General features: G+C 70.4%; 27 protein-coding genes. 16 read left to right on the forward strand and 11 right to left on the reverse strand.

Annotation, left to right across the window (positions count from 1 at the left end):
* The first annotated feature begins 38 nt into the window (after positions 1-38).
* Together dapE and AB0436_RS16245 are read left to right on the forward strand one after the other, a co-directional pair.
* The gene (dapE, locus tag AB0436_RS16240) at positions 39-1,118 is read left to right on the forward strand and encodes a succinyl-diaminopimelate desuccinylase (RefSeq protein WP_366468510.1); all 1,080 of its coding nucleotides are present in this window, start codon (positions 39-41) and stop codon (positions 1,116-1,118) included.
* Positions 1,119-1,183: 65 nt separating this feature from the next.
* Entirely contained in the window at positions 1,184-1,939 is a 756-nt protein-coding gene (locus tag AB0436_RS16245; RefSeq protein WP_366468511.1) for a TIGR00730 family Rossman fold protein, read from the forward strand.
* Positions 1,940-2,136: 197 nt separating this feature from the next.
* Here the strand turns inward: AB0436_RS16245 and folP are convergent, their stop codons facing one another.
* Positions 2,137-2,997 carry a dihydropteroate synthase gene (folP, locus tag AB0436_RS16250; protein WP_366468512.1) on the reverse strand — a complete coding sequence of 287 codons (861 nt, stop codon included), beginning with the start codon at positions 2,995-2,997 and terminating at the stop codon, positions 2,137-2,139.
* Positions 2,998-3,136: 139 nt separating this feature from the next.
* Between folP and AB0436_RS16255 the strand changes: the two genes are divergently transcribed.
* Together AB0436_RS16255 and AB0436_RS16260 are read left to right on the forward strand one after the other, a co-directional pair.
* A complete protein-coding gene (locus tag AB0436_RS16255; protein WP_366468728.1) occupies positions 3,137-3,442 on the forward strand; it encodes a DivIVA domain-containing protein in 306 nt (101 codons plus the stop codon).
* A complete protein-coding gene (locus AB0436_RS16260) occupies positions 3,439-4,029 on the forward strand; it encodes a DNA-3-methyladenine glycosylase I (RefSeq protein ID WP_366468513.1) in 591 nt (196 codons plus the stop codon). Before AB0436_RS16255 ends, AB0436_RS16260 begins: the two co-directional genes overlap by 4 nt.
* A gap of 60 nt (positions 4,030-4,089) precedes the next feature.
* Here the strand turns inward: AB0436_RS16260 and AB0436_RS16265 are convergent, their stop codons facing one another.
* Entirely contained in the window at positions 4,090-4,890 is an 801-nt protein-coding gene (locus tag AB0436_RS16265; protein ID WP_366468514.1) for an enoyl-CoA hydratase-related protein, read from the reverse strand.
* 315 nt (positions 4,891-5,205) lie between these two features.
* Here AB0436_RS16265 and AB0436_RS16270 point away from each other — a divergent pair, with 315 nt between their 5' ends.
* Complete coding sequence (locus tag AB0436_RS16270; protein WP_003966491.1) at positions 5,206-5,373, forward strand: DUF3117 domain-containing protein; 168 nt, start codon at positions 5,206-5,208, stop codon at positions 5,371-5,373.
* A 75-nt stretch (positions 5,374-5,448) separates the two neighbouring features.
* On the opposite strand, the gene AB0436_RS16275 is transcribed toward AB0436_RS16270, so the two are convergent.
* The gene (locus AB0436_RS16275) at positions 5,449-6,114 is read right to left on the reverse strand and encodes an O-methyltransferase (protein ID WP_366468515.1); all 666 of its coding nucleotides are present in this window, start codon (positions 6,112-6,114) and stop codon (positions 5,449-5,451) included.
* A gap of 127 nt (positions 6,115-6,241) precedes the next feature.
* Between AB0436_RS16275 and sigE the strand changes: the two genes are divergently transcribed.
* The 5 genes from sigE (at position 6,242) to AB0436_RS16300 (ending at position 10,866) form a co-directional block, all read left to right on the forward strand.
* Entirely contained in the window at positions 6,242-7,015 is a 774-nt protein-coding gene (gene sigE, locus AB0436_RS16280; RefSeq protein WP_366468729.1) for an RNA polymerase sigma factor SigE, read from the forward strand.
* Positions 7,012-7,917 (forward strand): zf-HC2 domain-containing protein, encoded by a 906-nt coding sequence (locus tag AB0436_RS16285; RefSeq protein ID WP_366468516.1) that lies wholly within the window; start codon positions 7,012-7,014, stop codon positions 7,915-7,917. The genes sigE and AB0436_RS16285 overlap by 4 nt, the downstream gene beginning before the upstream one ends.
* Positions 7,918-8,002: 85 nt before the next feature.
* A complete protein-coding gene (locus tag AB0436_RS16290) occupies positions 8,003-9,607 on the forward strand; it encodes a trypsin-like peptidase domain-containing protein (protein WP_366468517.1) in 1,605 nt (534 codons plus the stop codon).
* A gap of 108 nt (positions 9,608-9,715) precedes the next feature.
* A complete protein-coding gene (locus AB0436_RS16295) occupies positions 9,716-10,171 on the forward strand; it encodes a sec-independent translocase (protein WP_366468518.1) in 456 nt (151 codons plus the stop codon).
* 83 nt (positions 10,172-10,254) lie between these two features.
* On the forward strand, positions 10,255-10,866 hold the full coding sequence (locus AB0436_RS16300) for a hypothetical protein (RefSeq protein WP_366468519.1): 612 nt from the start codon (positions 10,255-10,257) through the stop codon (positions 10,864-10,866).
* A gap of 79 nt (positions 10,867-10,945) precedes the next feature.
* Here the strand turns inward: AB0436_RS16300 and AB0436_RS16305 are convergent, their stop codons facing one another.
* From AB0436_RS16305 to AB0436_RS16315, 3 genes are read right to left on the reverse strand one after another with little or no spacing between them, the layout of a single operon-like run.
* On the reverse strand, positions 10,946-12,079 hold the full coding sequence (locus AB0436_RS16305) for an Mrp/NBP35 family ATP-binding protein (RefSeq protein ID WP_366468520.1): 1,134 nt from the start codon (positions 12,077-12,079) through the stop codon (positions 10,946-10,948).
* 43 nt (positions 12,080-12,122) lie between these two features.
* Positions 12,123-12,644, reverse strand: coding sequence for a DUF1003 domain-containing protein (locus tag AB0436_RS16310; protein WP_366468521.1), 522 nt, complete (start codon positions 12,642-12,644; stop codon positions 12,123-12,125).
* Complete coding sequence (locus AB0436_RS16315) at positions 12,634-13,962, reverse strand: CBS domain-containing protein (protein ID WP_366468522.1); 1,329 nt, start codon at positions 13,960-13,962, stop codon at positions 12,634-12,636. The genes AB0436_RS16310 and AB0436_RS16315 overlap by 11 nt, the downstream gene beginning before the upstream one ends.
* Before the next feature lie 173 nt (positions 13,963-14,135).
* On the opposite strand from AB0436_RS16315, the gene AB0436_RS16320 reads away from it, so the two are divergent.
* Positions 14,136-14,867: a hypothetical protein gene (locus AB0436_RS16320; RefSeq protein WP_366468523.1), complete on the forward strand. Its 732-nt coding sequence runs from the start codon at positions 14,136-14,138 to the stop codon at positions 14,865-14,867.
* A gap of 17 nt (positions 14,868-14,884) precedes the next feature.
* Here AB0436_RS16320 and AB0436_RS16325 read toward each other — a convergent pair whose 3' ends face one another.
* Entirely contained in the window at positions 14,885-15,403 is a 519-nt protein-coding gene (locus AB0436_RS16325) for a hypothetical protein (protein WP_366468524.1), read from the reverse strand.
* A 46-nt stretch (positions 15,404-15,449) separates the two neighbouring features.
* Positions 15,450-16,565 (reverse strand): magnesium and cobalt transport protein CorA, encoded by a 1,116-nt coding sequence (locus AB0436_RS16330; RefSeq protein WP_366468525.1) that lies wholly within the window; start codon positions 16,563-16,565, stop codon positions 15,450-15,452.
* 454 nt (positions 16,566-17,019) lie between these two features.
* Between AB0436_RS16330 and AB0436_RS16335 the strand changes: the two genes are divergently transcribed.
* On the forward strand, positions 17,020-17,604 hold the full coding sequence (locus AB0436_RS16335; RefSeq protein ID WP_366468526.1) for a suppressor of fused domain protein: 585 nt from the start codon (positions 17,020-17,022) through the stop codon (positions 17,602-17,604).
* Positions 17,605-17,621: 17 nt separating this feature from the next.
* On the opposite strand, the gene AB0436_RS16340 is transcribed toward AB0436_RS16335, so the two are convergent.
* A complete protein-coding gene (locus AB0436_RS16340; RefSeq protein ID WP_366468730.1) occupies positions 17,622-18,875 on the reverse strand; it encodes an MFS transporter in 1,254 nt (417 codons plus the stop codon).
* 203 nt (positions 18,876-19,078) lie between these two features.
* Between AB0436_RS16340 and AB0436_RS16345 the strand changes: the two genes are divergently transcribed.
* The 3 genes from AB0436_RS16345 to AB0436_RS16355 all read left to right on the forward strand — a co-directional run bounded on the left by AB0436_RS16345 (position 19,079) and on the right by AB0436_RS16355 (position 21,385).
* A complete protein-coding gene (locus tag AB0436_RS16345; protein WP_366468527.1) occupies positions 19,079-19,714 on the forward strand; it encodes a DUF6758 family protein in 636 nt (211 codons plus the stop codon).
* Between the two features lie 127 nt (positions 19,715-19,841).
* Complete coding sequence (locus tag AB0436_RS16350) at positions 19,842-20,705, forward strand: PHP domain-containing protein (protein WP_366468528.1); 864 nt, start codon at positions 19,842-19,844, stop codon at positions 20,703-20,705.
* A gap of 74 nt (positions 20,706-20,779) precedes the next feature.
* Entirely contained in the window at positions 20,780-21,385 is a 606-nt protein-coding gene (locus tag AB0436_RS16355; protein WP_366468529.1) for a MarC family protein, read from the forward strand.
* Positions 21,386-21,470: 85 nt separating this feature from the next.
* Here the strand turns inward: AB0436_RS16355 and AB0436_RS16360 are convergent, their stop codons facing one another.
* Entirely contained in the window at positions 21,471-21,623 is a 153-nt protein-coding gene (locus AB0436_RS16360; protein ID WP_366468530.1) for a hypothetical protein, read from the reverse strand.
* Between the two features lie 250 nt (positions 21,624-21,873).
* Here AB0436_RS16360 and AB0436_RS16365 point away from each other — a divergent pair, with 250 nt between their 5' ends.
* Entirely contained in the window at positions 21,874-22,764 is an 891-nt protein-coding gene (locus AB0436_RS16365; RefSeq protein WP_366468531.1) for an NYN domain-containing protein, read from the forward strand.
* Between the two features lie 33 nt (positions 22,765-22,797).
* Here the strand turns inward: AB0436_RS16365 and AB0436_RS16370 are convergent, their stop codons facing one another.
* Positions 22,798-23,673, reverse strand: a complete 876-nt coding sequence (locus AB0436_RS16370) for an alpha/beta hydrolase (RefSeq protein ID WP_366468532.1) — start codon at positions 23,671-23,673, stop codon at positions 22,798-22,800.
* Between the last annotated feature and the right edge of the window lie 24 nt (positions 23,674-23,697).

Below are 23,697 nucleotides of genomic sequence, written 5' to 3' on the forward strand. Positions count from 1 at the left end.
GACGCCACCGTACTGGAGCGACCGTTAGGGTCTGAGCCATGTCCCGCATCGCACTTGACCTCACCCTCGACGCCCCCGCTCTGACCGCCCGGCTTGTCGACTTTCCGTCCGAGAGCGGCACGGAGAAGCCCCTCGCGGACGCCGTCCACCAGGCGCTGAGCGCGTTGCCCCATCTGACCGTGAACCGCTACGGCAACAACGTGGTGGCCCGCACGAATCTCGGCCGCGCCGAGCGTGTCGTACTGGCCGGGCACCTGGACACCGTGCCGATCGCGGACAACGTCCCGTCCCGGCTCGACGAGGACGGCGTGCTCTGGGGCTGCGGGACCAGCGACATGAAGTCCGGGGTGGCCGTGCAGCTGCGGATCGCCGCGACGCTGCCCGAGCCCAACCGGGACCTCACCTTCGTGTTCTACGACAACGAGGAGGTCGCCGCCGAACTCAACGGCCTCAAGCACGTGGCCGAGGCCCACCCCGACTGGCTGGCTGCCGACTTCGCCGTCCTGCTCGAATCCTCCGACTGCGAGGTCGAGGGCGGCTGCCAGGGCACGCTGCGCGTGCGGCTGCGCACGAAGGGTGAGCGCTCCCACTCGGCGCGCGCCTGGATGGGGTCCAACGCGATCCACGCGGCGGCGCCGATCCTGGCCAAGCTGGCCGCGTACGAGCCGCGTCGGCCGGTGATCGACGGTCTGGAGTTCCACGAGGGCCTCAACGCGGTACGGATCGAGGCGGGCGTCGCCAACAACGTCATCCCCGACGCGTGCACCGTGGTGGTCAACTTCCGTTACGCACCCGACCGCAGCGAGGAGGAGGCCCTCGCGTACGTCAGGGAGTTCTTCGCCGACTGCGACATCGACGAGTTCATCGTGGACGACCACTCCGGCGGCGCGCTGCCCGGCCTGTCCCACCCGGCGGCTGCCGCTTTCATGGCGGCCGTCGGCGGCACCGCCAGGCCGAAGTTCGGCTGGACGGATGTCTCCCGCTTCAGCGCGCTCGGTGTCCCCGCGGTCAACTACGGTCCCGGCAACCCACTGCTGGCGCACAAGCGTGACGAGCGGGTCGCGACCACGATGATCTCTCAGGCCGAGGAACGACTCCGCGCCTGGCTGACGGCCTGATTTTCCCCGTTCGTCATCTGCTCGGCCCTACGCTTGCGGGACACGCACAGCGGAGGGAGTACAACATGGGCAACCCTGAGGGAGCACCGGCGCCGGAGGAACAGCGGCTCGGCCCGGTGGTGCGGCGCCGGGAGCAGGTCCAGCCCGGCACCACCGACCAGCGGCTGCTCGACACCCCCGAGGAGGGCTCCGCGGACTGGGTGCACACCGACCCTTGGCGGGTCATGCGCATCCAGTCCGAGTTCGTCGAGGGCTTCGGCACTCTGGCCGAGCTGCCCAGCGCCATCAGCGTCTTCGGCTCGGCCCGCACCAAGGCCGGCTCACCGGAGTACGAAGCGGGCGTACGGATCGGCCGCGCCCTGGTGGACGCGGGCTTCGCGGTCATCACCGGCGGCGGCCCCGGCGCGATGGAAGCGGCCAACAAGGGCGCCAGGGAGGGCAACGGAATCTCCGTCGGCCTCGGCATCGAGCTGCCCTTCGAGCAGGGCCTCAACCCGCATGTCGACATCGGGGTGAACTTCCGGTACTTCTTCGTCCGCAAGACGATGTTCGTGAAGTACGCCCAGGGCTTCGTCGTCCTGCCCGGCGGCCTGGGCACCCTGGACGAACTCTTCGAGGCACTGACGCTGGTGCAGACCCGGAAGGTCACCAAGTTCCCGATCGTGCTGTTCGGCACGGAGTACTGGGGCGGCCTGGTGGACTGGCTGCGGGGCACGGTCGTCGCGCAGGGGAAGGCGTCGGAGTGGGATCTGCTGCTCTTCCACGTCACGGACGACGTGGAGGAGGCGGTGGCGCTGGTGACGAAGGAGACGGGGTTGTAGCCGGGGACGGGTCCGCCTGCGGCGGGGCTTTTCGGGGCTCCGCCCCGTGCCCCGCTCCTCGAGCGCCGGAGGGGCTGGTTCTCGCCGCCGGTATGGGTGGATGTGGCTGCACGATGAAGCCGGCGTCACCGAAATCAAGCCCGTCCGGCGTTCGAGGACAACGAGGTCCGGGGCAGAGCCCCAGGGTCAAGCCCCCGCTACGCCAGCCCGCGACGGGCCACTGCCGGTGGCTGGTGGCCGGCGATCGCCGCCACCATGTCGAGCACCTGCCGCGTCTCGGCGACCTCATGCACCCGATACACGCGCGCCCCCAGCCACGCCGACACCGCGGTCGTCGCCAATGTCCCCAGCAGCCGGTCCTTCACCGGCCGGTCCAGCGTCTCGCCGACGAAGTCCTTGTTGGAGAGCGAGACCAGCACCGGCCAGCCCGTCTCCGTCATCTCGCCGAGCCGCCGGGTCGCCTCCAGCGAGTGGCGGGTGTTCTTCCCGAAGTCGTGACCCGGGTCGATCATGATGCCGTCGCGCCGGACACCCAGCGAGACCGCCCGCTCGGCCAGGCCGACCGTCACCCGCAGGATGTCGGCCATCACGTCCTGGTACTCGGTGCGGTGCGGCCGGGTCCGCGGCTCCGCGCCGCCCGCGTGCGTGCACACCAGGCCGGCCCCGAACTTCGCCGCCACCTCGGCCAGTTGCGGATCCACCCCGCCCCAGGCGTCGTTGAGCAGGTCGGCGCCCGCCTCGCAGACGGCCTCGCCCACCTCGTGGCGCCAGGTGTCGACGCTGATGACCACGCCGGGGTGGCGCCGCCGCACCTCGGCGACGAAGCCGACCGTGCGACGGGCCTCCTCCTCGGCCGTGACGTGCTCGCCGGGACCGGCCTTGACCCCGCCGACGTCGATGATCGCGGCGCCCTCCGACACCGCCTGTGCGACCCGGGCCAGCGCCGGCTCGTCGCGGAAGGTGGCCCCCTGGTCGTAGAAGGAGTCCGGGGTCCGGTTCACGATCGCCATGATCACCGGTTCGTGCGCGTCGAACTCGCGCCGTCCCAACCGCAACATCTCGCCGTATCCTCCTGATGCTCCTCTTCGCCTGTGACCTTACGCCGTCAGCTCTCAGCTGCCCGTGGCACGATCGGGGGCAGCACAGTTTCGACACCTGGGGAGAGGCGCGTTCGTGTTCTGGTTCTTGCTGATCGCGATGGTCGTGGTGGTCGCGGCGGTCACCCTTGCGGTGGTCGGTGGCGACGAGGGCACGGTGCTGCCCGAGGTGTCGCCCGAACTGCCGACCGACCCGCTGCCGACCGCCCGCCCGGTCGCCCGGGCGGACATCGAGGCGCTCCGGCTGCCGATGGTGGTGCGCGGCTACCGGATGGCCGACGTGGACGACGTACTGAGCCGGCTGGGCGCCGAGCTCGCCGAGCGGGACGCCAGGATCACCGAGCTCGAGTCGGCGCTCGCCGGCGCCCGGGCCGCCGCGGTCGCCGACGAGGACCCGGGGCGATGAGCGGGGACGTGGTGGCCGGTCCCGACGGCAAGCTGCGGTGTCCCTGGGGGGTGTCCACCGAGGACTATGTCGCCTACCACGACACCGAGTGGGGCAAGCCGGTGCGCGGTGACGACGCGCTGTACGAGCGGCTCTGCCTGGAGGCGTTCCAGTCGGGCCTGTCCTGGATCACGATCCTGCGCCGCCGCGAAGGCTTCCGTAAGGCGTTCGCCGGGTTCCGGATCGTCGACGTGGCGGCCTTCACCGAGGACGACCGGGAGCGGCTGCTCGCCGACCCGGGGATCATCCGAAACCGCGCCAAGATCGACGCCACGCTCGCCAACGCCCGGGTGCTCGCCGGCTGGCAGGCCGGCGAGCTGGACGCGCTGATCTGGTCGTACGCACCCGACCCCACCACCCGCCCGGTGCCCCGCTCCGGGGCCGAGATCCCCGCGGTGACGCCGGAATCCACCGCGCTGGCGAAGGAGCTCAAGAAGCGCGGCATCCGCTTCGTGGGGCCGACCACGGCCTACGCCCTGATGCAGGCGTGCGGCCTGGTCGACGACCATCTCGCGCAGTGCTCGGCGCGGAGCAAGCCCCCACACTGAAACGGCGCTGAGACCGCAGCACTGGGACCGCAGCACTGAGACCGCAGGGCGCGGCCGGCCTCAGCGGCCCAGGTACTTCGGCTTCGTCTTGTTGACGAAGGCCTCGACCGCGATGACGTGGTCCTCCGACGCGCCGGCCCGTCCCTGGAGTTCGTCCTCCTTCTCCAGCGTCTCGCTCAGCGAGTGCCCCGCCCCGTAGGCGAGCGACTCCTTCAGTGCCGCGTACGCCAGCGTGGGTCCCTCGGCGAGCGCCCGGGCCACCGACAGGGCCTCGGCGGCCAGCTCGGCGGCCGGTACCAGCCGGTTGACGATCCCCAGGTCGTACGCCTCCTGCGCGGTCAGCGAGCGCGGGAACAGCATCAGGTCGGCGGCGCGGCTCGGGCCGACCAGCCGGGGCAGCGTCCAGGAGACGCCGGAGTCGGCGGTCAGCGCGACGCCCGCGAACGAGGTGGTGAATTTCGCGTTGTCGGCCACCACCCGGTAGTCGGCCGCGAGCGCGAGGCCCAGTCCGGCACCGGCCGCGACCCCGTTGACCCCGGCGACCACCGGCTTGGGCATCTCGGTGATGGCCCGCACGATGGGGTTGTAGTGCTCCTTCACGGTGCTCATGGTGGCGCCGCCGCCCTCGGCACGGTCGGTCCTGAGCAGGCCGATGTGCTCCTTGAGGTCCTGTCCGACGCAGAAGGCGCGCCCGGCCGCGGTGAGCAGTACGGCGCGTACCTCATCGGCCGCGGCGGCGGCCTGAAGGGCGTCGCGCAGCGCGACCTTCGCCTCGATGTTCAGTGCGTTCATCGACTCGGGACGGTTGATCGTGATCGTTGCCAGTCCGTCGGTCACTTCGTAGCGCACGGTGTCCGCCATGGGCCCTCCACTGCTGCGTCGGCTGCTGATTCTGCTGGTTGGTCGTCCGGTGTTCAGCATGACGGAGATCATCCGTGGCGGACATGTGACCTGCGTCAAACGATGCTGGTCGAGAATGGTGCGGGAGGCGGCGAAGTATCGCAGGGGGAACGCCGAAATGAGGGGTTTTGCGGATGCGCGTTGCGGAAGCGATGCAGACCGATGTTGGTCATCGGGTCCTGCCATGCGGGATAATGGCCGGGAAGCAATATGTTCGATGCCGGTGACACCTGGGTTGTCGGCTGCGATGAGCTGGTTTCAGGAAGGGGAACGAGCATGGCGGCCATGAAGCCGCGGACGGGCGACGGCCCGCTCGAGGTGACCAAGGAGGGGCGGGGCATCGTCATGCGCGTTCCGCTCGAAGGCGGCGGACGACTTGTTGTCGAGCTGACTCCGGACGAGGCCGATGCACTCGGCGACGCGCTGAAGAAGGTCGTCGGCTGAGCACCGACGCCCCCATGTTTTCACTACTGCCCCGGCCTCGGCCGGGGCAGTAGTGCTCTGCGGCGATCGAGCCGCTCAGCCGATGCGTACCGCGCAGAGCAGCCCGTCGCCCACCGGCAGCAGCGAGGGCAGCAACTGCCGGCTCTCGCGGACCGCGCGCAGCAGCTCCCGCAGATGCAGCACCTCGGCGGGCTGGGACGCCGAGTCGACCGTGCGGCCGTCCGCGAAGACACCTTCGAAGCACACCAGACCGCCAGGTCGCAGCAGACGCAACGATTCAGCGAGCACCTCCAGCGACTCCAGCCGGTCGCCGTCGCAGAAGACGAGGTCGTAACCGCCGTCCGCGAGGCGCGGCAGTACGTCCAGGGCGCGGCCCGGGATGAAGCGGGCGCGGTTGCCCGCGTATCCGGCGGCGCGGAAGGCCTCGCGGGCGAAGCCCTGCCGCTCGGGCTCCGGGTCGACGGTGGTCAGCACGCCGTCCGGCCGCATGCCCTGCAGCAGGTAGATACCGGAGACGCCGGTGCCGGTGCCGATCTCCGCCACCGCCTTGGCGTCGGCCGTGGCAGCCAGCAGGCGCAGCGCCGAGCCGGTGCCCGGTGAGACCGAGGGAAGCCCGGCATCGCGGGCCCGGTCCCGGGCCCAGCGCAGGGCTTCGTCCTCGGCGACAAAGGCGTCGGCGAACGCCCAGCTCGTCTGCCGGTTGGCGGTAATGGCCCTCTCCTGTCCCCGTAGTTGGCGCACTCGTGACTGTATCCGCTGCGCCCGGGAACCCGCAGATGGGACTGGGCGTTAGGAGAGAGCAGGGGGGATGCACATGAACGAGGATTCCGGCAATCAGTCTTATCCGGAGCTAACGGGCGAGGTGGCTATGGTAGGCACTCGACTGGACACCACCAGAGCCGATAGGGGAGGTGCGGCTGCGCCTGTGGACCGGGGAGGAGTGCTGCGGCGCTTTCTCAGGCCGTCGGGTGAGCCGAAATCCGTGACCGACATTGCTGACCACTCCACCGCTGCCCACTCCGCCCAGACAGCGACTTTCGCCTCGGACGCGGATGCGCAGACGTGGACCCCGCCTTCGTGGGAGGAGATCGTCAGCACGCACAGCGGCCGGGTCTATCGCCTCGCTTACCGTCTGACCGGCAATCAGCACGACGCCGAGGATCTCACCCAGGAAGTATTCGTCCGGGTCTTCCGTTCGCTGTCGACCTATACGCCGGGCACCTTCGAGGGCTGGCTGCACCGCATCACCACCAACCTCTTCCTCGACATGGTCCGGCGCAAGCAGCGGATCCGTTTCGACGCGCTCGGTGACGACGCTGCCGAGCGGCTGCCGAGCCGTGAGCCCTCCCCGCAGCAGGTCTTCCACGACACACACTTCGACGCCGATGTGCAGCAGGCGCTGGACACGCTGGCGCCGGAGTTCCGTGCGGCAGTGGTGCTCTGCGACATCGAGGGCCTGTCGTACGAGGAGATCGCGGCCACCCTGGGCGTCAAGCTCGGCACCGTGCGCAGCAGGATCCACCGCGGCCGTTCGCACCTGCGCAAGGCGCTTCAGCACCGTTCGCCCGAGGCCCGCCGCGCGGAGCAGCGCGCGCTGGCCGGGGTCACCCTCGGCATGGATGGAGAGGATGGGACCGCGTGAGTGGATCCAGTCCGACCCCTGCCGAGCAACACCTCGGTGACCGGCTCGCAGCCCTGGTCGACGGCGAGCTGAACCATGACGCGCGCGAGCGGGTGCTGGCCCATCTCGCCACCTGCCCGCGGTGCAAGACCGAGGCCGACGCCCAGCGCCGGCTCAAGAGCGTCTTCGCCGAGACCGCGCCGCCGCCGCCCTCCGAGGGACTGCTGGCGCGCCTCCAGGGGCTGCCCGGCGGCCCCGGCGATGACCGGGGCAGCGGCGGACCGTTCGGCGGACGCTTCGCCGACGAGTTCTTCGGCCCCGCCGGGGGACCCCACGACCGTTCCGCGGACCCCCGTTTCGACAGCTTCGGCTATGTGCCGGAAGGGCCGCATGCCGGCCCGCCAGCCCCGGCCCACGCGCCGGCCCTACCGGACGGCGGTCCGGGCAGCGGTTTCCGGATCCATCCGGTCGGCCGGTCCGGCCATGAGCGTTCGGCCTGGCGTGGGCGGAGAATCGCCTTCGCCGCGGCGAGCGCGGTGTCACTGGCCGCGATCGCGCTCGGCGGCACCCTGCCGCTCGACGGTTCGGGAGAGCCCGCCGCCCGCACCGACGTCAACGGCAACAACGTGACCCCGCTCAACGCCGCCCAGCCGGTCGGCATCAGCTCGGCCGCGGACCGCCGCAGAAACGGCGACGGCGTCTTCACCATGGGTGGCCGCACCCAGGAGCAGGCCCTGCCGCCCTCCACGTTCGCCGCGGGCCGTTCGGTGCCCGCCCTCGCCCCGACGCCCGTCCGGCCGCTGCTGTACTCGCTCACCACCCCGCTGCTCAGGACCCCGCCGCCGGGCCCGGCGACCACGCCCGGGCCGGCGCAGCTCGCCGTTCCCTCCTCGCCGGGCCTGCCGGTTTCCTCGGCGCACTGAAGGGTTCCCGCCAAACCTGGTTGAATCCCTGGAACGGTGCCTTCCACAAGGCACGTGGAGCAGCGGCAGCAGGTGCGGGGAGAGCATGGACGACGGGACATTCACCGGAACCAAGGCCACCTGGTGGAGCAGCCCCGCCCCGGGGCGCCCGGTGCCCAGAGCGGCCTCGACACCGCCGGCGGAAGCGGCGACCGAGGGCCGAGCCGCCGAGAGCACCCCCGAGGACCAAGCAGCCGCGGACCAAGCAGCCGCGGACCACGCACCCGAGGCCATATCCGAGCGCCCGCAGGGTGTCGCCCCGCTGCACCGGACCCAGCCCCTGCACGCCCCCGACCCCTACGGCACTCCGCCCTACGGCGGTCCGGGCCCCTGGGCGCCGGCACCGCCGGTCCAGCGGCCGGTCCCGGCCCCGGCCCACGGCACGCCGCTGCCGCCGCAGTACGGCCACCCCGGCCCCGGCCCCGCGCCCGCACAGCAGCCGGTACCCCTGCCCGCGCAGCACACCGCGCCGCAGGTGCCGCAGCCGTCGCAGTGGATCCGGTACGACCCCTGGGGTGCGCCCCCGCCGCCGCTCGCGCCGGCGAAGCGCCGCCGCTCCACGGTGCCGGCCCTGCTGGTGCTCGCACTGGTCGCCGCTGTGATCGGCGGCGGCGTCGGCGCGTACCTGGAGCGCAACGGGTCGATCACCGACGTAACCCTGCCGCAGGCCGCCCGGGAAAGCCCGGTCCGCGCTCCGGGCAGCATCGCCGGTATCGCGGCGCGGGCCCTGCCGAGCGTGGTCACCCTGCACGTCCGGGGCGGCAGCGAACAGGACACCGGCACCGGGATCATCCTGGACCGCGAGGGACACATCCTCACCAACAACCATGTGGTCGAGCCCGCGAACTCGTCCGGGGACATCTCCGTCACCTTCAGCGGCGGTCAGAGCGCCAAGGCGGAGCTGGTCGGCAAGGACAGCGGCTACGACCTCGCGGTGGTCAAGGTGCCCGGTGTCTCCGGCCTCACCCCGATGCCTCTCGGCAACTCCGACAACGTCCAGGTCGGAGACCCGGTGGTGGCGATCGGCGCCCCCTTCGACCTCTCCAACACGGTCACCTCCGGCATCATCAGCGCCAAGGAACGCCCGATCACCGCGGGGGGCGAGAAGGGCGACGGCAGCGACATCAGCTACGTCGACGCGCTCCAGACGGACGCCCCCATCAACCCGGGCAACTCCGGCGGCCCGCTGGTCGACGCCCAGGCCCGGGTGATCGGCATCAACAGCGCCATCCGCGGCGCCGACAACAGCGCGGACCCCGAAGACAGCACGAGCGGCTCCATCGGGCTCGGCTTCGCGATCCCGGTCAACCAGGCGAAGCGGGTGGCCGAGCAGCTCATCAACACGGGCCACGCGACCCACCCGGTGATCGGCGTCACACTCGACATGCAGTACGCGGGCGACGGCGCCCGGGTGGCGGCCAAGGCGAACGACGGCGGCCCGGCGGTGGCGGCCGGCGGCCCCGGAGCGGACGCGCGGATCAAACCCGGCGACGTCGTCACCTCGGTGGACGGCCTGCGGGTGCACAGCGGCGAGGAGCTCATCGTCAGGATCCGTGCGCACGAGCCGGGTGACCGGCTGAGCCTCACCGTGCGGCGTGACGGCCGGGACCGCACCGTGGTCCTGACGCTCGGCTCTTCGGACGGCGGATGAACATCACCATCACCACGAGGTACCGTCCGGGCGACTTCGCCGGGTACCGTGGTCGAGGCCCCGACCTACCCCGAACTGCGGGCCGCGGAGAACACGAGGAGCAGCAAGGTGTTCAATGACATAGGCCCACTCGAGATTGTGACGCTCGTGGTCCTCGCCGTGATCGTCTTCGGCCCGGACAAGCTGCCCAAGGTCATTCAGGACGTCACGCGCACGATCCGTAAGATCCGCGAGTTCTCCGAGAGCGCGAAGCAGGACATCCGCACCGAGCTCGGCCCCGAGTTCAAGGACTTCGACTTCGAGGACCTCAACCCCAAGACGTTCGTCCGCAAGCAGCTGATGGACAACGACGATCTGGGGCTGAAGGAGATCCGCAGCAGTTTCGACCTCAAGAAGGAGATCTCCGAGGTCGCGGACGCCGTGCAGGGCAAGGAGAGCGCCCCGGCCATCGCCCCGGCGAACGGCTCTCCGACGAATGGTGCGGAGGCCGCCCCGGACCTGCTGAAGAAGCGTGTGAACCTCGACACCGATGAGCGTCCGCCGTTCGACTCCGACGCCACCTGAGTATTCTCCAACTGTCCGGCAGTGAGGGCGCGCCCGTTGGGGCGGGCCGCTTCGGACACTGAGGATCGAGGAGGCGCCGGCACATGGAGACGACGAGTCGGACGGGGACACGGACGGTCGACGGCTATCTGAGCGCGCCCTTTTCCTGGTACGGCCTCGACGAGGCATTCACCGGCCCGCGCTGGCTGATGCAGGTCGGGACGACCGCTGACGGAAGCGTCCAGCACGGCTCCCTCGGACATGGCGACGAGCCTTCGGTGCGGACCGAGACCAGACCCGACAAGGAACGCTTCGCGGTCGTGGTCACCGTCGGTTCCAGTCCCGTGCAGCACAGCGGTGACGGCACCGGCGTCCTGGAGGCCACCTCGGTGGCGTCGGCGGCCTGGCTGGCCGGTTCGGGGCTGCTGGCCTACACCTGGCCCGCCCAGCTGGACCACGGGCTCCGCGACGAGTGGCTCGACCAGCAGACCGAGACCGCTTTCGAGCTGGCCGACGATCTGTCCGGCGCCGCGTGGTCGGCACTGACCCTGCCGGTGGACGGAACACCGACCGCTTTCGCCTACCGCGAGTCCGAGTTCGGCTGGGTGCTCGCCGGCTCGGCGCGCGCAGGGGTGCACCTGGGGGCGTACGGGCGCGGAATGAGCGCGTACGGTCTGGGCTTCGCGGTCGCCAAGGACATCACGGCTTACGCGTAGCCGCCGCTGAGCCAGGTGGGGGGTGCCCTCCGGGGCACCCCCCACCAATGGCTCAGCGGCGGCTCAGAACTTTCGCAACTCAGAACTTGTTGCGCGGTGTCACACCCAGCGACATGCCCGCGAGGCCGCGCTGGCGGCTGCTCAGCTTGTCGGCGATGGCACGGAGCGCCGCACCTGCGGGGGAGTCGGGGTCGGTGAGTACGACGGGCTTGCCCTCGTCGCCGCCCTCCCGCAGCCGTACGTCGATCGGGATGGAGCCGAGCACCGGTACCGTCGCGCCGGTGGTCTTCGTCAGGCCTTCGGCGACCTTCTGTCCGCCGCCGGTGCCGAAGACGTCGACCATCTCGTCGCAGTGCGGGCACGGCAGCCCGGACATGTTCTCGACGACACCGACGATCTTCTGGTGCGTCTGCACCGCGATGGACCCGGCTCGCTCGGCCACCTCGGCCGCCGCCTGCTGCGGGGTGGTGACCACCAGGATCTCGGCGTTCGGCACCAGCTGGGCCACCGAGATGGCGATGTCGCCGGTGCCCGGCGGCAGGTCGAGCAGCAGGACGTCCAGGTCGCCCCAGTACACGTCCGCGAGGAACTGCTGGAGCGCCCGGTGCAGCATCGGCCCGCGCCACACCACCGGGGCGTTGCCCGGGGTGAACATGCCGATCGAGATGACCTTCACGCCGTTGGCCGACGGCGGCATGATCATGTTCTCGACCTGGGTGGGCGAGCCGTAGGCGCCGAGCATCCGGGGCACGCTGTGCCCGTAGATGTCCGCGTCGACCACACCGACCTTCAGGCCGTCCGCGGCGAGCGCGGCGGCCAGGTTGACGGTCACCGACGACTTGCCGACACCGCCCTTGCCGGAGGCGACCGCGTACACCCGGGTCAGCGAGCCGGGCTTGGCGAACGGCACCTCGCGCTCGGCGGTGCCGCCGCGCAGCGAGGACGCGAGTTCCTTGCGCTGCTCGTCGCTCATCACGTCGAGCTCGACGCTGACCGAGGTCACCCCTTCGACCCGGGCGACCGCGTCGGTGACGTTGGTGGTGATGGTCTCGCGCATCGGACAGCCGGAGACGGTGAGGTAAACCGTGACAGCGACCGCACCGTCCGCTCCGATGTCGACCGATTTCACCATGCCGAGCTCGGTGATCGGTCGGTGGATCTCGGGGTCGTTCACTGTCGCCAGCGCTTCACGCACCGCGTCTTCCGTAGCCATGCGTCGATGGTACGGCGCCCACGGCCATGACGGGGAAGGGCCGTCAGCGGTCGGCTTCGTCACTTTCCCGCGGGAATACCGCGTGCCGGTCCGTCAGGTCCCTCATCAGGTCCTGGAGCTCGGAGCGGATCCAGTCGCGGGTGGCGACCTCACCCAGCCCCATGCGCAGCGCGGCGATCTCCCGGGTGAGGTACTCGGTGTCGGCGATCGACCGTTCGTTCTGGTTGCGGTCCTGCTCCAGATTGACCCGGTCCCGGTCGTCCTGCCGGTTCTGTGCGAGCAGGATCAGCGGTGCCGCGTACGACGCCTGGAGCGACAGCACCAGGGTCAGGAAGATGAACGGGAACGGGTCGAAGCGCAGACCGGTGGGCGCCGTGGTGTTCCACATCACCCAGACGGCGATGACCACCGTCATCCAGACGATGAACCGCCCCGTCCCGAGAAACCGCGCGACCCGCTCGGACAGCCGGCCGAACGACTCCGGGTCGTACTCGGGCAGCCAGCGCCGCCGCCGCACCAGCGGCTGGTCCAGACGGCTCCTGGCCGATGCCGGCTCAGTGCCCATCGCGGGCCTCCGGGAGGGAGTCCGGCAGAGCCTCCGGCACGGCGGCCTGGTCGCCCGGGTCGCCGTGCTGGTGGTGGAAGTCCATCTCGCGCCAGTCGTCGGGCAGCAGGTGGTCGAGCACGTCGTCGACGGTGACCACGCCGAGCAGGGAGCCCTGCTCGTCCACGACGGGCGCCGCGACCAGGTTGTAGGCCGCCAGATAGCTGGTCACCGCGGGCAGCGTGGCCTCCGGGGACAGCGGCGGGAGGTCACTGTCCACGATCGCGGCGACCAGCGTGAACGGCGGATCGCGCAGCAGCCGCTGGAAGTGCACGGTGCCCAGGTATTTGCCGGTCGGCGTCTCGTCGGGCGCCCGGCACACATACACCTGCGCGGCCAGTGCGGGGGACAGGTCCTGCTGCCGTACCCGGGCCAGCGCGTCGGCCACCGTGGCATCCGGGCGCAGCACGATCGGTTCGGTGGTCATCAGGCCGCCGGCCGTCCGCTCCTCGTACGAGAGCAACCGCCGGACGTCGGCGGCGTCGTCGGGGCGCATCAGGGCCAGCAGCCGCTCCTTGTCCTCCTCGGGCAGCTCGCTCAGCAGGTCGGCGGCGTCGTCCGGGTCCATCGCCTCCAGGACGTCGGCCGCGCGCTCCTCCTTGAGCTTGCCGAGAATTTCGACCTGGTCGTCCTCGGGCAGCTCCTCGAGGACGTCGGCGAGCCGGTCGTCGTCGAGCGCAGCCGCCACCTCGGCCCGCCGCTTCGGCGACAGATGGTGCAGCACATTGGCGAGGTCGGCCGGGCGCAGCTGCTCGAACGTGGCGACCAGGTTCTCGGCGCCCTGCCCCTCCTCCTCCAGTGAGAATCCGGTGACCCCCGACCACTCGACGGTCAGCGTCTCGCCCTTGCGCCGCAGCGCGCCGCCCTTGCCCTTGCGTACGAAGACCTTGTCGATCTCCCAGTCGCGGCGGGCCGGCAACTGCTGCACGGACACATCGAGGACGGTCACCTCCTCACCGGTCCCGACCAGGCTCACCCGCCGGTCGAGCAGCTCGCCGAGCACCAGCCGCTCGGTGGGGCGCTGCTCGAAGCGGCGCACGTTCAGCACACCGGTGGTGATGACCTGGCCCGACTCGATGCCCGTCACCCGGGTCATGGGCAGGAAGATCCGGCGCCGGCTGACCACCTCGACCACCAGGCCGAGCAACCGGGGCGGCCGGCTGCCGACGCGCAGCATCGCGACCAGGTCGCGCACCCGGCCCACCTGGTCGCCGTTCGGGTCGAACACGGCGACGCCGGCGAGGTGCGAGACGAAGATCCGAGGGGCGCCTGCCGCCATTCGCGCGCCTCCTCCGTGTCACCTTTTGCCATGTTCCAAGGGCTTCACGCTAGCCCGTCCTGATCGGTACCGCCCCGGCAGGGCGTCCGGATGGCTGGCTGCTCATTTTCGTGGTCCGCACGGGTACGCTGCGGTCTGCTGTTGAGGACATACGCATGAGAGGCAGTGCGCACGTGACTGCATTCCCCCCGGCCGCCCGAACCCGCAGGGCAGCCTGCGCCGGCATGCTGGGCGCCGCACTGGCGGTGTCGCTCGTCGCCTGCGGGGGCGATCCGGACGCGGGGACGAACGGCGTCGGGAAGCTCTCCGCACAGGAGATCGAGACCCAGGCCCGCAAGGCGGTGGACGGGGCCCATGCGGTGCGGGTGGCCGGCACGCTGGTCAGCAAGGGCGGCTCGTACAAGCTGGACATGCAACTCACGTCGAACGGCGGCACCGGCTCCGTCACCTCGAAGAACAGCACCTTCGAGCTGCTGCGGATCGACGATGCCCTGTACGTGAAGGCCCCTGCGGACTTCTGGCGCCAGGCGGACGGCGAAGGCGGCGCGACGGCCGCCGAAAAGCTCGACGACAAGTACGTGAAGGTCCCGAAGGGCGACCCCGCCTACGACCAGTTCCGCGGCTTCACCGACATGACCGCACTGCTGGACGGACTGCTGGGCCTGCGCGGCTCCCTGGACAAGGGTGATCACACCAAGGTCGCCGGTGTCCGCGCCATCCAGATCACCGGCAGCGCCGGCAGCCGCCTCGATGTCTCCCTCAAGGGCACCCCGTACCCGCTACGGCTCGAACGGGCCGGCGACGCGGGCGAACTGCGACTCGCCGACTGGAACAAGCAGTTCGCGCTCACCGCACCGAGCAAGAACGACACGGTCGACTACGGACGCCAACTGCCCAAGACGTGAGCAGGCCGCAGGCCGCGCTACCCCCGCCGACCCCTCCGCTTACGGCCCAGCAGCAACCGATGCAACGCCGCCGGCACCTCCCCCCGCGTCGTCGCGGACGTCACCGGCGGGACGGCTGCCAGCGACCCCGACGGCAGCTCCGCACCGACGGCACGCGGCGTCAGCCGGACCACCCGGCACTCCCGCCCCCAGCGGGCGACCATCGCCTCGCCGTCCGGCGCGTTCAGCCGCTTGCCCTTGAGCTCCGCGACGGCTGCCCACCACTCCTCGGAGTCCGGCGCGAGTTCGGTCACGGCGGCGGTCCAGGACACCAGCCGCCCGCCCTTGTCCTTGCTGCGCACCGTGACGTCGGCCTCGGAGCCGTCGGTCAGACCGGGCAGCGGCTGTTCACCGGGCCCGTCACCCACGAGCAGCACGGCGCCCTCGTGCCAGACGTGCCACAGCGCCCGGGTGGGACCGGTGCCCCGCACCCAGATGAGGCCGGACTTCTTGGTGGCCTCCTCGACGAGGGCCTGCTCCCGCAAGGTCGGTGTCATGCACCCAGCTTAGAAGGGCCGCAGGTACGCACGGCCCGGCGGCCGTTCACAGCCACCCGTTCCGCTTGAGCGTCCGGTGGATGGCGAAGCAGATGACGAGGATGACGCCCATCACGCCTTCGTAGCCGTAGCGCCAGTGGAGCTCGGGCATGTGCTTGAAGTTCATGCCGTACACCCCGCAGATCATCGTCGGCACCGCGATGATCGCGGCCCACGCGGTGATCTTGCGCATGTCCTCGTTCTGCGCGACGGTGGCCTGCGCCAGGTTGGCCTGCAGGATCGAGTTGAGCAGTTCGTCGAAGCCGACGACCTGCTCCTGCACCCGCGCCAGGTGGTCGGCGACATCGCGGAAGTACTTCTGGATGTCGGGGTCGACCAGCCGCATCGGCCGCTCGCTGAGCTGCTGCATCGGCCGCAGCAGCGGTGAGACCGCCCGCTTGAACTCCACCACCTCGCGCTTCATCTGGTAGATGCGCCCGGCGTCCGTACCACGCGAACTGCCCTTCTGCGGCTCGGAGAAGACATCGATCTCCACCTCGTCGATGTCGTCCTGTACAGCGGAGGCCACCGCCAGGTAACCGTCGACGACCTGGTCGGCGATGGCGTGCAGGACGGCCGACGGGCCCTTGGCGAGCAGTTCGCTGTCCTCCTGCAGCCGGTGCCGCAGCGCGCGCAGCGAGCCCTGGCCGCCGTGCCGCACGGTGATGACGAAGTCCTGCCCGGTGAAGCACATCACCTCGCCGGTCTCCACCACCTCGCTGGTCGCGGTGAGCTCGGCGTGCTCGACGTAGTGGATGGTCTTGAAGACGGTGAACAGCGTGTCGTCGTACCGCTCCAGCTTGGGGCGCTGGTGGGCGTGGACCGCGTCCTCGACGGCGAGCGGATGCAGCCCGAACTCGGCCGCGATACCCGAGAACTCCTCCTCGGTGGGCTCGTGCAGCCCGATCCAGGCGAAGCCGCCCGAGTCGTGCACCCGCTGCAGCGCCTCACGGGGCGTCAGGCACTCCTCGGCCCGCTCCCGCACCCCGTCGCGGTACACCGCGCAGTCGACGACGGCGCTGCTGGCCGAGGGGTCGCGGGTGAAGTCGTACTTGTTGTGGGCGGTGCTGCTCTTGCGCAGGGCCGGGCGGACCGCTGCACGCAGGTCACGGATCATCGACATGGCGGGCTCCTTCACGGAGAGGCCGTCGGCGAGCGTGGTACTGCCCGGAATGGGGGCGTACGGAGGTATGGGTCTCATACGTCTCATACGTCAGCAAAGCGGGCGGAACCGCAGCATCGCGGTGACGGCGTTCGCTACAGACACGGATCAGGCAAAGCGAGGTGCTCTTCCGGCGTGCGAAATGCCATGAGACTCAGAGGCTCGAGGCTCGAGGCTCAGAGGTTTCCCGGTGTACGGGCCGGGTAGGCAGGTCTCGGGTCACTGAGAGTGCTGTGCGGAAGAGCGGCTTGTACTGCACGGTCGACTCGGATCTCGATCCACTGCAGTCCCACCTCCTCCGGCCGGTCCCCCGTAGGGGACGTTCATGCTGCCCTGACCAGCGGCCCAGACTACCAGTCTGCGGAGTGTCAAGGCCCCACTTTGCCTGTTCGATACGCGCTCTATGCTCGGGCACATGGGAGATGTTCTTGTTCCGGTCGAGGCCCGACTGCGCTCTGCGCTGGGCGAACCGGACGCTCGCGCCGCTGTGACGTTCCTCGGCACCGACCGGATCGAGGTGCTGCGGTTCATCGACGGCGACATCGCCCGTTACGCCACGCTGGGGATGTCCGCCCACCCGATGGCCGATCCCACCGCCGTGCTCGCCGACCCGCTGCGGGGTCCTCGGGCGGAGCTGGTGCTCTCGGTACGCGCCGGAGTCGCCGACACCGACCAGGTGCTCCGCCCGCTCGCCGTGCTCGCTGCCTCGCCGCAGGTCGAGGGCGTGGTGGTGGCACCGGGAGCCTCGCTCGACGTGGGCGAACCGCTGTGGAGCGGGGCGCCCTTCAGCTCGGTGCTGGTGGCCGAGTCCGGGGGGCTCGTGGAGGATCTGGAGCTCGACGCCCCGCTGGATCCGGTCCGCTTTCTGCCGCTGCTGCCGATGACCGGCAACGAAGCCGCCTGGAAGCGGGTGCACGGCGCCCAGGAGCTCGAGGAACGCTGGCTGGCACAGGGCACGGACCTGCGCGATCCGCTGCGCAGGTCCGTGCGGCTGGACTGATTCCGCGGCGGGGACGGTCAGTTGGCGAAGGCCGAGACCCCGTCCTCGGTGGCGTGCACCGGCTGGAGCTCCTTCGCCTCGTGGCTCAGCGCGGAGCGCCTTACCAGCACCACGGCCGCGCCGAGCAGCGCGGTGAGGGCCGCGACCACGAACGGGATGTGGATGTCGGTCCACCCCTCGATGTGCGGGGCGAGGAACGGCGCCGCGGCCGCGGCGAACCAGCGGACGAAGTTGTAGCCCGCGCTCGCCACCGGGCGCGGCGCGTCCGAGACGCCGAGCGCCAGCTCGGTGTAGACGGTGTTGTTGAGGCCGATGAAGGCACCGGAGAGGATCGTGCAGACGACCGCCGCCATGTGGTTGCCGTAGCCGAGCACCACCAGGTCCGCCGCCAGCAGGACGAGCGAGGCGCCGAGCACCTTGAGGGTGCCGAAGCGCTCCTGCAGCCGGGGCGCGACCAGCACCGAGAAGATCGCCAGTAGCAGTCCCCAGCCGAAGAAGACGGCCCCGGACTTGTAGGGCGTCATGTTCAGCACGAACGGGGTGAAGGCCAGCACGGTGAAGAACGCGTAGTTGTAGAAGAAGGCCGATGCGGCGACCGAGGCCAGGCCGCCGTGCCCCAGCGCCCGGATCGGATCCAGCAGCGAGGTCTTGCGGGCCGGCTTGGGCTGTTCCTTCAGGAAGAACGAGATGCAGATGAACCCGATGGCCATCAGCACGGCGGTGCCGAAGAAGGGGTAGCGCCAGCTGGCGTTACCGAGCAGCGCACCGACCAGCGGCCCGCACGCCATGCCGAGGCCGAGCGCGGACTCGTACAGCAGGATCGCCGCCGCGCTGCCTCCCGCCGCGGCGCCGACGATGACGGCGAGCGCGGTGGAGACGAAGAGCGCGTTGCCCAGCCCCCAGCCGGCCCGGAAGCCGACCAGTTCACCGACCGAGCCCGAGGTGCCGGAGAGCGCGGCGAAGACCACCACCAGAGTCAGTCCGGCCAGCAGGGTCTTCTTGCCGCCGATCCGGCTGGAAACATAGCCGGTGACCAGCATGGCCACCGCGGTGATCAGGAAGTACGACGTGAACAGCAGGGAGACCTGGCTGGGCGTCGCGCTGAGGCCCTTGGCGATGGACGGCAGGATCGGGTCGACAAGGCCGATCCCCATGAAGGCCACCACGGAGGCGCCCGCCGTGGCCCATACGGCCTTCGGCTGGCGCAGGATGCTCCCGGATCCCTCATCGAAAGGATCCGCACCCTGAACCTCTGCGTCGTCTCGCTGAATGTCCGCTCTCTCCGACACCGTCACTCCCCGGTCATATCGTTGCGTTATACACACAATAGATTAGGCCGCCTAATAAATGCAAGATGCACCTATCGGCTCGGGGATCCCGGGCGGCCGGAACGGCGGCCGCATGCGGCTCACCGGCGCCCCGGACGGGTGATCGTCCTTGACGCGGCGACGGGTGGGGAGGACCGTTGAGGGTTATGAGGGGCGAACCCAGTTGCCCGAAGTGCGGTGGCCGGGTCAGGGCGCCCGGTCTCTTTTCCGACTCCTGGCAGTGCGACGTGCACGGAGTGGTCCATCCGTTGCAGCCGGTGGTCCCGCCCAGCGTCGAGGCTCTCGGTGTGGTCGTGCACCGGGCGCAGGTCCCGGTGTGGATGCCGTGGCCGTTGCCTCTGGGCTGGCTGTTCACCGGAGTGGCCTGCGCCGGCGACGACCGCAGCGGCGGACGCGCCACCGCGGTGGCCTGTTCCGGTCCGGGCCCGCTCGGCGGGATGGGTGAGCTGCTGCTGGTCGCCGAGGAGCTCGGCGTCGGCCTCGGAGCGCGGTACGCGGGCATCGAGGGTCCCGACCCCGGCCCGTACATCGACGTCGAGAAGCCCCCGCAGGCCAAGGTTCTCGCCGCCGGACGTCCGACCCCGCTCTGGAACGTCTCGGCCCCGGGCGACCGGGCCGTCTTCGCGGGCGAGGCCCGCGGGCTCTGGCTGTGGGCGATCCTCTGGCCCGAGCAGTCGGGACTGCTGATGTACGACGAGCTGGTGCTGACCGATCTGCGGGAGGCCGGGGCCGAGGTCGACCTGCTGCCCTGCGGCGCGCTGTCGCCGCGCATCCTGGGCTGACCGCCGACTGACCAGGGCGGGCGCGACCGGGATGGGTGTGGCCAGGATGGGTGCGGCCAGGACAGGCCCGCGCGGCGGTTACCCTTGAGCGTCCCCCTGAAGTCCCTCAGCTCCGGAGTCCCGCGTCGTGCGCATCGATCTGCACACCCACTCCCGGGCTTCGGACGGCACCGACACCCCTGCTGAACTGGTGCGGAACGCGGCAGCCGCCGGACTCGACGTCGTCGCGCTGACCGACCACGACTCCACCCGCGGCCATGCCGAGGCGATGGCCGCACTGCCCGCCGGAGTGACCCTGGTCACCGGTGCGGAACTCTCCTGCCGGATCGACGGCATCGGCCTGCACATGCTGGCCTACCTTTTCGACGCCGACGAACCGGAGTTCCTGCGCGAGCGCGAGCTGGTGCGGGACGACCGGGTGCCGCGGGCCCGCACCATGGTCCGCAAGCTGCAGGAGCTCGGCGTGCCGATCACCTGGGACCGGGTGGCGCGCATCGCGGGCGAAGCCTCGCTCGGCCGCCCGCACATCGCCACCGCCCTGGTCGAACTGGGCGTCGTCGAGACGGTGTCCGACGCCTTCACCGCCGACTGGCTGGCCGATGGCGGACGGGCGTACGCGGAGAAGCACGAACTCGACCCCTTCACCGCGATCCGGCTGGTCAAGCAGGCCGGCGGGGTCACCGTCTTCGCGCATCCGCAGGCCGTCAAGCGCGGCCGGGTGGTGCCCGAGTCCGTCATCGCGGATCTCGCGGCGGCCGGACTCGACGGGGTCGAGGTCGACCACATGGACCACGACGAGCCGACGCGCACCGCGCTGCGCGGACTGGCCGCCGACCTGGGGTTGCTGACCACCGGCTCCAGCGATTACCACGGCAGCCGCAAGTTCGTGGAGCTCGGCGCCTGCACCACCAGCCCCGAGGTCTACGGCGAGATCACCCGCCGGGCGACCGGCGCGTTCCCGGTGCCCGGCGCCGGCGGACTCTCCGCCTGAGCCCTCGCCTTCGGGTTCCCGGCTCTTCACGTCCTCAGCTCTTCACGTTTCTTCACGCAAGCAAGGCCCTCACTGTGTTCGACGTTGCCGTTTTCGGATCCCTCTTTGTCACACTTTTTGTGATCATGGACCCCCCGGGGATCACTCCGATCTTTCTCGCCCTCACGGCGGGCCGTCCCGCCAAGGTCCAGCGCCGGATGGCCTGGCAGGCCGTGGCGGTGGCCTTCGGGGTGATCGCCGTCTTCGGCGTCCTGGGGCAGCAGATCCTCGACTATCTGCATGTGTCCGTACCCGCGTTGATGATCGCGGGCGGCCTGCTGCTGCTTCTCATCGCGCTCGACCTGCTCACCGGCAAGACCGATGAGCCGACCCAGACCAAGGACGTCAACGTCGCACTGGTGCCGCTGGGTATGCCGCTGCTGGCCGGTCCCGGTGCGATCGTCTCGGTGATCCTCGCGGTGCAGCACGCGCACACGGCCGCCGAGCAGGCCTCGGTCTGGGTGGCCATCCTGGCGATGCATGTCGTTCTCTGGGTGACCATGCGCTACTCGTTGCTGATCATCCGGGTGATCAAGGACGGCGGTGTGGTCCTGGTGACGCGGCTGGCCGGCATGATGCTGTCCGCCATCGCCGTCCAGCAGATCATCAACGGCATCACCCAGGTCACCAAGGGCAGCTGACCGGCGGCCCGGCACGCACGGCGCCCCCGTGCGGTGCCTGCTGCACGGGGGCGCTTCGTCTTCGTCTCGGGCGCGTCCTACGGTGTTACGACGCCGAGGTGTCGGCCGGGCGGATGTAGATGCGCTGGCCGATTGAGGCAGCCTGCTGCACGATCCGGTTGACGGAGGCGGCGTCTACGACGGTGCTGTCCATAGCGGAGCCATCGACATCGTCGAGTCGCATGATTTCGAAGCGCAAGGCTTCTCCCTTCGTCTGATCCTCCTGCTAGGAGAACTACTGGTCATAACTGGTGTGCGTGGTGAAAGTGCGGCACGCTCCGTAGGTGACAACGCCTTGCCTTGAGCAAACATTCCCTACCCTAAATTTTTGAGTGCCTAACGATGTGGCCCGACGATGCGTCTGACGATGGGTGACCACGTGCCCGGCTACTGGCAGGTAGCGCGACGGCTTGTGCTCGCTGCGTGAGGCCACAGAGAATGAGGCCCGTATGAACGACGATTCCGATATCGGCGCGCACCTGCAGCGCGCCAATGAACTCCTGCAGCGCGTGCTCTCCGAGGTGTCGAAGACACCGTCCACCCACGCGATCTTTGTCGACGCCGGATATGTCTACGCCGCGGCCGGCCTGCTGGTCACCGGCAACGAGGACCGCAGATCCTTCGACCTGGATGCCGAGGGTCTGATCGAGGCCTTCATCGACCGGGCCCGGACGATCTTCGCCGACAGCCGCCTGCTGCGCGTGTACTGGTACGACGGAGCCCGGCGCCGCATCCACACCCCGGAACAGCAGTCCATTGCCGAACTGCCGGACGTCAAGGTGCGCCTCGGCAACCTCAACGCCAACAACCAGCAGAAGGGCGTCGACTCGCTGATCCGCAGCGATCTCGAGTCGCTCGCCAGGCACCGCGCGATCAGTGACGCGGCCCTGGTCGGAGGCGACGAGGATCTGGTGTCGGCGGTCGAAGCCGCGCAGGGTTACGGCGCGCGGGTGCACCTCTGGGGCATCGAGGCGGAGGAGGGGCGCAACCAGGCCGAGCCGCTTCTCTGGGAGGTCGACAGCCAGCGGACCTTCGACCTCGACTTCTGGAAGCCCTACGTCGTACGGCGCCCGGTCACCGTGTACGAGGACGGCACGCCGCCACCGTCCCGCGAGGACGTCCGCTTCATCGGCGCACAGATCGCGGCCACCTGGCTCTCCGAACGCGGTCGCCAGACACTGTCCGAGCTACTGCCCGGCCGCCCCTATCTGCCGGGCCCGGTGGACCAGGACCTGCTGGTCGAGGCGGAAAGACTGCTCCAGCGGTCCCTGCGCGGACACGGCGACCTGCGCAGGGCGCTGCGGGACGGCTTCTGGAACCACCTGCAGTCGCAGTACTGATGACGCTTCCCCTGCGGACCTCAGGTACGGACCTCAGGGCTGGGCGTCCCAGAAGGCCACCAACGCCTCAGCCGTCCGCACCGGTCGGTCCGTATTGGGTGAGTGTTCGGCCCCCTCGATGACGGTGCGCCGCGCCCCGAGCCGTACGGCCATCGCGTCGAGCAGCGGCACCGGCCAGGCGTCGTCGCGTTCCCCGGACACCACGTGCTTGGGCAGGGGAAGGGCGGCCAGCTCGTCCACCCGGTCCGGCTCGACCGTCAGCTGCCGGCCGGTCGCCAGTAGCTGGGCCGGGTTGTGCATCAGCCAGCGGGTGCGCAGCGCCTCCTCGTCCGGGGCGCGCCGGTCGTCCTCGGTCAGACCGTCCGCCTCCTCGGCGTCCTGCGGTGCGTCCATCGCCCGCATCGCCTCCCACACCTGACCCATGTCCATCACGGCCAGCGCCTCGCTCAGCAACTGCACCTTCCGGCACTGAGCCTCGGTGACCCCGGCCGGCCCCGACGACATCAGCGTCAGCGAACGGAACGGGCCGGGATCGAGCAGTACGGCGGCCCGGGCGAGCTGCCCGCCGAACGAATGCCCCAGCAGATGCACCGGCCCGCCGACCGCGGCGGTCTGCGCCAGCACGTCGTGCGCCAGCTCCTTCTGCGTGTAGGCCTCTTGACGGTCCGGCCCGGTGGACTCGTACTGGCCGCGCCCGTCCACGGCGATGACGCGGTAACCGGCGGCGGCCAGCGGTCGGAGCATCGCGATGAAGTCCTCCTTGCTGCCGGTGAACCCGGGCAGCAGCAGGGCGGTGCCCTTGAGCGGGGCGGTGGGGGGCGCCTCCAGCACGGCGAAGCTGCCGCGCGCGGTGGCCAGGGCGTGCGCGTGGGTGCCGGGCGGGGGCGTGAAGGTGGGCGGCCTGCTCATGCCACGAGGCTATCCGTGCGCCAC

Source organism: Streptomyces sp. NPDC051322 (assembly GCF_040689485.1).
GTDB lineage: Bacteria > Actinomycetota > Actinomycetes > Streptomycetales > Streptomycetaceae > Streptomyces.

Bases quoted from the DNA above. Each gene is read 5' to 3' on its own strand.
- AB0436_RS16365 (WP_366468531.1), top strand. From the start codon at position 21,874: ATGAACGACGATTCCGATATCGGCGCGCACCTGCAGCGCGCCAATGAA.
- AB0436_RS16260 (WP_366468513.1), top strand. From the start codon at position 3,439: ATGAGCGGGGACGTGGTGGCCGGTCCCGACGGCAAGCTGCGGTGTCCC.
- AB0436_RS16315 (WP_366468522.1), bottom strand. From the start codon at position 13,962: ATGGCGGCAGGCGCCCCTCGGATCTTCGTCTCGCACCTCGCCGGCGTC.
- folP (WP_366468512.1), bottom strand. From the start codon at position 2,997: ATGTTGCGGTTGGGACGGCGCGAGTTCGACGCGCACGAACCGGTGATC.
- AB0436_RS16310 (WP_366468521.1), bottom strand. From the start codon at position 12,644: ATGGGCACTGAGCCGGCATCGGCCAGGAGCCGTCTGGACCAGCCGCTG.
- AB0436_RS16300 (WP_366468519.1), top strand. From the start codon at position 10,255: ATGGAGACGACGAGTCGGACGGGGACACGGACGGTCGACGGCTATCTG.
- AB0436_RS16370 (WP_366468532.1), bottom strand. From the start codon at position 23,673: ATGAGCAGGCCGCCCACCTTCACGCCCCCGCCCGGCACCCACGCGCAC.
- AB0436_RS16335 (WP_366468526.1), top strand. From the start codon at position 17,020: ATGGGAGATGTTCTTGTTCCGGTCGAGGCCCGACTGCGCTCTGCGCTG.
- sigE (WP_366468729.1), top strand. From the start codon at position 6,242: ATGGTAGGCACTCGACTGGACACCACCAGAGCCGATAGGGGAGGTGCG.
- AB0436_RS16305 (WP_366468520.1), bottom strand. From the start codon at position 12,079: ATGGCTACGGAAGACGCGGTGCGTGAAGCGCTGGCGACAGTGAACGAC.
- dapE (WP_366468510.1), top strand. From the start codon at position 39: ATGTCCCGCATCGCACTTGACCTCACCCTCGACGCCCCCGCTCTGACC.
- AB0436_RS16325 (WP_366468524.1), bottom strand. From the start codon at position 15,403: ATGACACCGACCTTGCGGGAGCAGGCCCTCGTCGAGGAGGCCACCAAG.
- AB0436_RS16330 (WP_366468525.1), bottom strand. From the start codon at position 16,565: ATGTCGATGATCCGTGACCTGCGTGCAGCGGTCCGCCCGGCCCTGCGC.
- AB0436_RS16290 (WP_366468517.1), top strand. From the start codon at position 8,003: ATGGACGACGGGACATTCACCGGAACCAAGGCCACCTGGTGGAGCAGC.
- AB0436_RS16345 (WP_366468527.1), top strand. From the start codon at position 19,079: ATGAGGGGCGAACCCAGTTGCCCGAAGTGCGGTGGCCGGGTCAGGGCG.
- AB0436_RS16270 (WP_003966491.1), top strand. From the start codon at position 5,206: ATGGCGGCCATGAAGCCGCGGACGGGCGACGGCCCGCTCGAGGTGACC.
- AB0436_RS16245 (WP_366468511.1), top strand. From the start codon at position 1,184: ATGGGCAACCCTGAGGGAGCACCGGCGCCGGAGGAACAGCGGCTCGGC.
- AB0436_RS16265 (WP_366468514.1), bottom strand. From the start codon at position 4,890: ATGGCGGACACCGTGCGCTACGAAGTGACCGACGGACTGGCAACGATC.
- AB0436_RS16255 (WP_366468728.1), top strand. From the start codon at position 3,137: ATGGTCGTGGTGGTCGCGGCGGTCACCCTTGCGGTGGTCGGTGGCGAC.